This is a genomic window from Flavobacterium sp. W21_SRS_FM6 (assembly GCF_052119645.1).
Taxonomy (GTDB): Bacteria; Pseudomonadota; Gammaproteobacteria; order Enterobacterales; family Alteromonadaceae; genus Paraglaciecola.
In genome coordinates, this window is sequence record NZ_JBGQOM010000010.1 from 173,329 (window position 1) to 181,399 (window position 8,071).

The following is an 8,071-nucleotide window of genomic DNA, read 5'->3' on the forward strand; positions in this document are numbered from 1 at the left end:
AATCCCCTATAACTTGCTCCCATGAAGGAAGACAGATGAACAAATTTAGTATGCTTGCTATTAGTGTATCAGTGGCCCTAGGTTTAGCCGCTTGTAGCCCAGCATCGAAAACAGAACCTCAGCAACCTCAAGCCGTAGAACAAAAAGTACCTTTGGTTTCGGGTATTGATTTGACTGCAGTTGATCAAACCGTTGCTGCACAGAATGATTTATTTCGCCATGTGAATGGCCACTGGTTAAATACCACTGACATTCCTGCTGATAAAAGTCGTTATGGCGTGTTTAATGTCTTGTATGACAATACTCAAGAAAATCTAAAATCTCTGATCCAAGAAGCCGCCAATACACAGGCCCAAAGTGGTTCAAATACACAGAAGCTGGGTGACATGTACAACAGCTACATGAACCTTGATAAAGCAAATGAATTAGGTTTAAGCCCACTGCAGTCATATATTGATGCCATTGCAGCAATCAAAACGCCAACTGAACTGGCTCAAAAAATGGGCGAACTTTATGTGCTTGGCGTGGGCGGTCCGTTCAACTACTACACCTCACCAGATGCCAAAGATCCAAATATAACGACCATGTATTTGTATCAAGCAGGTCTGACTTTACCTGACAGAGATTATTACAGCAAAGACGATCAGAAGTACCTTGATTTTCGTATTGCCGCTGAAAAATATATGGCTGAATTACTTGCTAAGGCTGGCACAGCAAATCCAGAAGACGCAGCCTCACGCATTATGGCCTTGGAAAAAGATATTGCCGCAAAACACATTTCTCGAGTAGAGAGTCGTGATGCCGAAAAAAATTATAACAATCGCAGTAAAGACGAAGTTAAAGTGCTATTTACTGGATTTGATTGGCAGGCCTACGCGGACGCAAGTGGCATCGGTTCAGTAGAAAAAATGGTGGTGCGAAACATGCCCTATTTTGAGCATATTAGCGACATTATGACTAAACACGACTTACAAACGTGGAAAGACTACTTAACCTTTAATTTGGTCGACGCGTACGCCAGCCGTTTGAGCCAAGACTTTGTCGATTTGCACTTTGCTTTTCACTCAACCACGTTAAACGGTATTCCTGAGCAACAACCACGTTGGAAGCGCGCAGTAAACGCCACAAGCGGTGTTTTAGGTGAAGTGCTTGGTCAACAATATGTTGAACGTTACTTTACACCTGAAGCCAAGGCAAAAATGGACGAGCTCGTTCAAAATTTAATTAAAGCCTACGGTGAAAGCATTCAACAACTTGATTGGATGAGTGAAGAAACAAAAGTAAAAGCCCTTGAAAAACTGGCGTCTTTTACGCCTAAAATTGGTTATCCAAGTAAATGGCGCGATTATTCAGGCTTAGAAATAAAAGCAGATGACTTGGTCGGAAACTACTTACGTTACGCTGAATTTGACCACATGGAAGACGTTAAAAAAATTGGCAAACCTGTCGATAAAGAAGACTGGGGCATGACCCCACAAACCATCAACGCCTATTACAGCCCTGTCAGAAATGAAATTGTATTTCCAGCAGGTATTTTACAACCGCCATTTTTTGATATGAACGCTGAAGATGCGGTTAACTACGGTGCAATCGGCGCTGTGATTGGTCATGAAATTGGTCATGGTTTTGATGATCAGGGTTCTAAATACGATGGACAAGGTAATCTTCGTAGTTGGTGGACTGATGCAGATCGTGAAGCCTTTGATGCGCTTGGTAAAAAGTTAGTAGCGCAGTACGACGCTTTTGAGCCTATTGAAGGTCAGAATGTGAATGGTAGTTTGACCTTAGGTGAAAATATCGGTGATCTAGCCGGCGTAACCATTGGTTATAAAGCGTATCAAATGTCATTAAATGGTGAGGAAGCAAAGGTTATCGATAACTTAACTGGCGCCCAACGTTTCTTTATGGGTTATGCCCAAGTGTGGCGCAGCAAATCACGTGAAGATGCGTTGCGAGCACAACTGTTAAGCGACCCCCACTCACCGGGCGAATTTCGGGTAAATGGTATCGCGCCAAACGTTGACGCTTTTTATCAAGCCTTCGACGTAAAAGAAGGTGATGGCATGTACCTTAAACCAGAAGATCGTGTAAAAATCTGGTAATTTACCTTTTGCTTAACATGCCCATTCAAGCCCTGCCTTGTTTGGGCTTTTTACATTTAAAAGCGTTGACGATGATACTACCCAGGCCCAAAACTGCTCAAAGACAACCGCAGTTAGCGTATATTTAGGGTGTTGAATAACATCAGCCTAGTTAGCTTATCCGTTTATAAACCCCAAATTTAGGATGCCGCCGATCACCGCATGGTATCAAAGCAACACAGTAAAAAATCAAAACGACCAACGCTACGTTTAGAACTAGAGCTAACTCTTTGCTATTTACTATCTCGCAGTACCTATCTACTATCTAATCAGGATATTCCCCGGCGTTTTATCTGTTGAGGTGTGGTTTGAAACAGATTGAAATTTTTGAAATAACCAGTCCTTGTATAGGCGTTTGCCAATCTGGCCCGAAGGGTTATTGCTTGGGTTGCTTTCGCTCGCGAGATGAGAGATTACATTGGACTAAACTAGAAGAGAATGTGCAAAGTGCAATTATTAAAGCCTGTGCCTTACGCAAAAAACGCGCTAATCAGGCAAAGTCTAAACAAGCGCAAAGTAAAGAAGAGCAAAAGCAAACTGACTTATTTGAATAATGAAGCCTCGTTTGGGATAAACCCATGACAAGCGATTCAGTTTGCGCTCTTTGCTAGTTCAACTATTTCATTAATAACATCAAGTGCGACTTCAACAGGGATAGTGTGGCCCATTCCAGGATAAATTTTAAGTTTGGCTTGTGGAATTGCGTTCGCAGTAGCGACGCCACATTCAACCGGTACCAAAGGGTCCATATCGCCATGTATCACTAATGTTGGCTTAGTTAATTGACGCAAGGCAGATGTCCGATCCGCTGCACTTAAAATAGCGGCAAATTGGCGACTTATTCCGTCAGGATTAAATCCCCTCTCCCTAGAGCAACGTAATAAATGAGTGATTCTTTCTTGCTCAAAGGGGTAATGAGAACCGTGCAGGATTCGCCAAACCTTTGTGGCTTGCTTAAGATAAACTGTTTTTTCTTTGACGGGTGTTGCCAAAAGTTGTAAAGCAGTTGTATTGCTCGCTCTGGGTAAAGACCGATCTCCAGTCGTAGACATAATAGACGTAAGACTTAGCACCCTTTGCGGTGCCTCAATTGCAATTAGTTGTGCAATCATGCCACCCATCGATGCCCCAACGATGTGTGCCTTTTCAATTTCTAGTGCATCCATTAAACCCACAGTATCTTGGGCTAAATCAGTGAGTTGGTAACTTGCTTTTAACTTTTTAGCAAATAGTACATTCATTAAAAATGCCCATGACTTAGGAATTTTATCCTTGTTTAGCCAGCTACTTTTACCAATATCTCGATTATCAAAACGCACAACCCAAAAACCCTGACTGGCTAAAGCTCGGCAAAACGCTTCATCCCAAAAAATCATTTGTGTAGCCAAGCCCATAATTAAGACGACAGCAGGATTGCTGCGCTCACCAAAGCTGTCGAAATTAATCAGTAGGCCGTTGGCATGAACCTGTTTTTCATTACTGTGCTGTACATCTAGATTACTTGTCTTCACAATTTTCAGTCAAAAAATTTTTTTATAGTTAGAAACTAGCTTACTCATTTACTCAGTAAAAGTCAGTCTCATAATATCAATATCTGTCCAAACTAAAGACAATTGCAAAGCAGAAAAATAAAATTTTTCCGTGGTGCAAGTTCATAAATATTAAGCATTATTGACAAAGTAACTCTCAATTAATGCGCTAACTGTTTATAATAAGGCCAACCGTGGAAAGACGTAATGTGCCAATGCTGACAATAAACCCCAAAGATGTAGCTAAAATTGCAAGCCAGTCCTTCGTGTTGCCTGATATTTGCATACGAATTCGCGCGATGCTGGATAATGACAATAGCAGTTTAGAGGAGATAGGAGAGCTTATTGCCTTAGATCCTTCGCTATCCTCTAAGTTATTAAAATTAGCTAATTCATCTTTATTCCGTTTTGAATCACAAGTAGATACCCTCACAAAAGCAATTAGCGTGATTGGTGGTGAAGCTTTATATAATTTAGTTATGGCCGAAACCGCCAGCTCGGCCTTCGAACATTTCAGTAGTGACGTGATTGATTTGAAACGGTTTTGGCTACAAAGCGTTTATGCTGGCTTAGTTGCCAAACATTTAGCAAAAATTGCCCGAATTAGAGGAAGTGAGCGCTTTTTTGTACTGGGTTTGTTGCATAATATTGGGGAGCTTTTAGTTGCCGTACAAGCGCCTGAATTAGTAATAAAATGCAATCAATACGATGCTAAAATCTGTCCTTGGCACAAACAACAAGAATTAATGGGCTTTGACTTTGCGAAATGCAGTGCAGAATTAATGCAAGTGTGGCGCTTACCTTCTCAGTTGTATTTACCTATTGAACATATTCATGATGAAATGAAGGCCCTAAAAGATAAAGAGATCGCAGTCATTTTTTGTGCTGCTAGGGCAGGTATTGCGTTGGCGAATCAACATCTTTATACACCTCATCAGCTTGTGCCCCCTACCGTGATTAGCGCATTAAATTTAGAAAATTACGATCTTAATGCGGCTGTTAAATATGCGCTAATGGAAGCGGATAATATAATTACCTTAATGCAACCAAAGGCAAAGTAGAATTAAAAAACAAGGTAAATAAAGTGTAATTACCGAATTTTATTGAGTATTAACTTTGCACAATGCTGCATTAGTTTTATACAATGTCTCCTGCTTTTTAATTGGCAGTTAAATTTGTATTTTTAATGAAAAAACTCCTCCTATTACTGACTTTTTGCGCGTGGCACAGTCATGCTCAGCTAAATATAATGCGCTCATTATATATGGCTGAGAAGCCAAGCTACGCCATTGGCGAAGATAGCGAAATGTCGATGATAGGCGAGTTTGGCTTAGTCGAAGCTTCCGGCAATACCAGTACCTCGTCCGTCACCGCAAAAATCAATGCCAGTCAAGAACTTACCCATTGGAGTTACCAGATCATCAGTGATTTTTTGTATAAGCGCAGTGCTACAGAAATTGATGGTGAGAATGTATCAGCCACTTCGGCACAAAAACTTTTTCTATCAAGCCAAATTGACTATAAATTACTCGACCCCAACAATCGGGTATTTATATATGGAGAATATGAAGACAATCGTTTTAGTGGCTTTGATTATCAAACGGCGGTTGCCGCAGGTTGGACATCCCGTTTATGGCGAGATGATATCAGCGAATTGAAATATAGCATTGGTCCTGGTTACTCAGTATCTAAGTATGAATCCAATAAAAACTTAGCCGATGATCAAGGAATTATTGTTAGGGCGGCCTTTGAGTACAAACATAAATTCAATAAACAAGCGACATTTAGGCAATTTGTCAGCGCCGAAGCAGCGAGTGATTCGACAAAAACTAAATCAGAAACGTCTTTATCAACTAAAATAAATGGCTCATTGGCCATGAAACTGACGTTTGTGGTGAATCACGATACGGGTGTCAGTCAAGAAACGGAAGAATTAGACACAGAAACAGCCGTTACTCTGGTTTATCAGTTTTTCTGAGCCATTTATTAGCGTAAAATATTTCCATATTTACCTCTTCAACTATTCAATTTTTGGATTTAATTATATTAAGGATATTTTCCATGCAAAAAACACTGCTAGTTTTAAGCCTTCTCGCCTCTTATGGCACTTTCGCTGCCGACGAAGTGAAACCCTTGTCGATGGATGGCGAATTTGGTTTTATCTCTACCACGGGTAATACAGAGACTACGTCTTTCAAAGGTAAGCTAGCTGCGCATCAAGAGTTAGAGATGTGGAGTAATGACTTTGTAGTTGAAGGTCTTTACAAAAAAGATGACGTTGCGGGTGAATCGCAAACGACTGCGCAAAAATACTTTATGTCCGCTCAGGGTAACTATAAGTTAGAAAATCCTGATCACCGTTTGTTTGGTTTCGCTTCGTATGCTGATGACAAGTTCAGCAGTTACGACTATCAAGCCACACTTGCAGTGGGTTGGCAACAAAAGCTATGGGATGACCCTTCAAGCAGATTTAGCTACAGTATCGGTCCTGGTTATTCATTTGCAAAAACCTCTGAAGGCGAATCTGAAAACGGCTTAATTGTGCGTGGTGCACTAGACTATCAATGGAAAGTGTCAGATAACGCGACTTTCAAACAAATACTATCTACGGAAGTAGGTAGTAATAATACTAAATCTAAATCAGAGACCTCTTTATCTGCCAAGATTAATGATTCGCTGTCTTTGAAAGTATCGTTATTAATGGATCACAACACTGATGTGGCTGAGGGTAAAGAGAACCTAGATACCCAAACTGCGGTCACCGTGGTTTACACTTTCTTTTAAGAAATAAATTCATCAAAAACGCCGGCTAATTTAGCCGGCGTTTTTGTATCTATAGACTTCGGATCCCATCAGTACTCAACAAGCGCCAACATCTATTGCTGTAGACAACAGTAAGCTGATGTAAAAGACTACGTACTGGTCAGAACGCTGCGGATGGCATATTGGTCTATCCTTACTTGCGAGTTAGCATTTGGACTAAAGCGCCACTAGCACTAGCACCTTTCCATTACTATCCTTTGGCTTCCCAAAAAATAGCATCTTCTCTCTGAACTTAGTAATGATTCAGAGCCGGCTGTAAGGTATCTAGTGGTCTTAATAACTCGCTAGTGTCGTCATTGGAAATGTATTTTTCTTAGCAAACCTTGTTCAGTGAAGACGATTCTGTGTTGCCACATAAAGAGCTGATATCCCCCATTTGGACAAAAAGCGTATTAATTTTCTTCTATTCAGCAAGATTCGCTAATACACTCTTGGCTTCGATGACCTGTTGCTCACTGCCATTTTCAATGATGTCTTGTAATAGTTCTACAGCAGAGTCGTGTTCGCCAATTTCAATATAGGCATGAGCAAGATCTAACTTAGCGCCAAAACCACTGTCATCGTCAACATCAACCCCTTCGCCCTCTGTAGGATCACCAAAGAATGAAGCCAGAGGTGCTGACAAGTCTAAATCCTTAGCTGCCAAAGAATCCTCTTCTTCATCGAAGCTATCGTTTAACAATGCTTCAACGTCTAAAAAGTCATCTTCGTCGGTATTATTGAGCAATTCGTTTGACACAACTTCGTCTTCTGCAGTGGGCTCAGATAACAGAGCTGAAATATCCAAGCCATCGTTTTCGTCATCGTTGCTGATGTCAATAGCATCTAATAATTCATCAAAATTAGCTTCTTCAATTTCATCAAGTACAGATTCATCCTCAGCATTACTCTGTAATTGCTTGTCTTTTTTATCCTTTGGATCTAATTCTTTGTCTTGAGATAACCAGTCACCCAATCCTGGAAATTCATCTAAGGCACTTTCATCCTGTACTTCGCTAAGATTTTCTGCCTCGGCATCAAGGTCAGCTAATGCTTGCTCAAGTAAAGAATCATCGGTTTCATCTTGATTAGGGCTCGGATCCTGCGCTTTGTGTTGAAAATAGTCATCAGCGATAGCGCCAAACTCTAATTCATCTAAGGAGTCTAAGCCGCCTTTTTGATCTGAGGTCAAATCTTTCAGAACCTCATCGAGTTCCTGATGCTCGAGATCTTCTAAGGCTTTTTCTAACTCATCTTCATCTAAGCCATGCTCATCCAGATTATGCTCAGCAAACTCGTCAGTTTCTTCAATATCTGCTGTCTCTTCGATGTCAGCTGTTGTTTCGGTGTCAGATGACTCTTCGACTTCGGCCATTTCTTCGACTTCAGCCTGTTCTTCGATTTCAGCCGTTTCTTCGATTTCAGCTGTTTCTTCGATTTCAGCCGTTTCTTCGATGTCAGCTGTTTCTTCGATTTCAGCTGTTGCTTCGGTGTCAGATGACTCTTCGACTTCGGCCATTTCTTCGATTTCAGCCTGTTCTTCGATGTCAGCTGTTTCTTCGATGTCAGCCTGTTCCTCGATGTCAGCTATTTCTTCGA

At 41.0% G+C, this 8,071-nt stretch carries 7 protein-coding genes; 5 read left to right on the plus strand and 2 right to left on the minus strand.

Going from position 1 to position 8,071, the window contains the following annotated elements; genetic code table 11:
* The first annotated feature begins 35 nt into the window (after window positions 1-35).
* Complete coding sequence (locus ACEN2L_RS16515) at window positions 36-2,102, plus strand: M13 family metallopeptidase (protein WP_441745257.1); 2,067 nt, start codon at window positions 36-38, stop codon at window positions 2,100-2,102.
* A 347-nt stretch (window positions 2,103-2,449) separates the two neighbouring features.
* The gene (locus tag ACEN2L_RS16520) at window positions 2,450-2,695 is read left to right on the plus strand and encodes a DUF1289 domain-containing protein (RefSeq protein WP_306021526.1); all 246 of its coding nucleotides are present in this window, start codon (window positions 2,450-2,452) and stop codon (window positions 2,693-2,695) included.
* A 36-nt stretch (window positions 2,696-2,731) separates the two neighbouring features.
* Here ACEN2L_RS16520 and ACEN2L_RS16525 read toward each other — a convergent pair whose 3' ends face one another.
* Window positions 2,732-3,652, minus strand: coding sequence for an alpha/beta fold hydrolase (locus tag ACEN2L_RS16525; RefSeq protein ID WP_441745258.1), 921 nt, complete (start codon window positions 3,650-3,652; stop codon window positions 2,732-2,734).
* A gap of 212 nt (window positions 3,653-3,864) precedes the next feature.
* Here ACEN2L_RS16525 and ACEN2L_RS16530 point away from each other — a divergent pair, with 212 nt between their 5' ends.
* The 3 genes from ACEN2L_RS16530 to ACEN2L_RS16540 all read left to right on the plus strand — a co-directional run bounded on the left by ACEN2L_RS16530 (window position 3,865) and on the right by ACEN2L_RS16540 (window position 6,454).
* Window positions 3,865-4,731 (plus strand): HDOD domain-containing protein, encoded by an 867-nt coding sequence (locus ACEN2L_RS16530; RefSeq protein WP_441745259.1) that lies wholly within the window; start codon window positions 3,865-3,867, stop codon window positions 4,729-4,731.
* A 125-nt stretch (window positions 4,732-4,856) separates the two neighbouring features.
* Complete coding sequence (locus tag ACEN2L_RS16535) at window positions 4,857-5,648, plus strand: DUF481 domain-containing protein (protein WP_306021523.1); 792 nt, start codon at window positions 4,857-4,859, stop codon at window positions 5,646-5,648.
* A gap of 83 nt (window positions 5,649-5,731) precedes the next feature.
* A complete protein-coding gene (locus tag ACEN2L_RS16540; protein WP_441745260.1) occupies window positions 5,732-6,454 on the plus strand; it encodes a DUF481 domain-containing protein in 723 nt (240 codons plus the stop codon).
* A gap of 442 nt (window positions 6,455-6,896) precedes the next feature.
* On the opposite strand, the gene ACEN2L_RS16545 is transcribed toward ACEN2L_RS16540, so the two are convergent.
* Window positions 6,897-8,071 (minus strand): FimV/HubP family polar landmark protein (locus tag ACEN2L_RS16545; RefSeq protein WP_441745261.1); only part of this gene is annotated, 1,175 nt, incomplete at its 5' end.